Genomic DNA, 278 nt, shown 5'->3' on the forward strand with positions numbered 1-278 from the left:
ATTTGAGGTCATAATCAGTAAGGTATTGCGAAAATCGACAGTACGTCCCTGGCTATCTGTCAAGCGCCCTTCATCAAGCACCTGCAGCAAGAGATTAAAAATATCGGGATGGGCTTTTTCAATCTCATCGAACAAAATGACCTGATAAGGTCTTCGCCGCACGGCTTCAGTTAGCACTCCCCCTTCTTCATATCCCACATATCCGGGCGGTGCCCCAATCAAGCGTGCACCGGCATGTTTTTCCATATATTCCGACATATCGATGCGCAACATAGCAT

At 47.1% G+C, this 278-nt stretch carries 1 protein-coding gene; it reads right to left on the minus strand.

Annotated features, from left to right (window positions below):
* A partial coding sequence (locus tag ACFINS_RS10920; protein ID WP_375706283.1) for an AAA family ATPase occupies nucleotides 1-278 on the minus strand: 278 nt, incomplete at both ends.

This window comes from Bartonella sp. AA2SXKL, from assembly GCF_042197205.1.
GTDB lineage: Bacteria > Pseudomonadota > Alphaproteobacteria > Rhizobiales > Rhizobiaceae > Bartonella.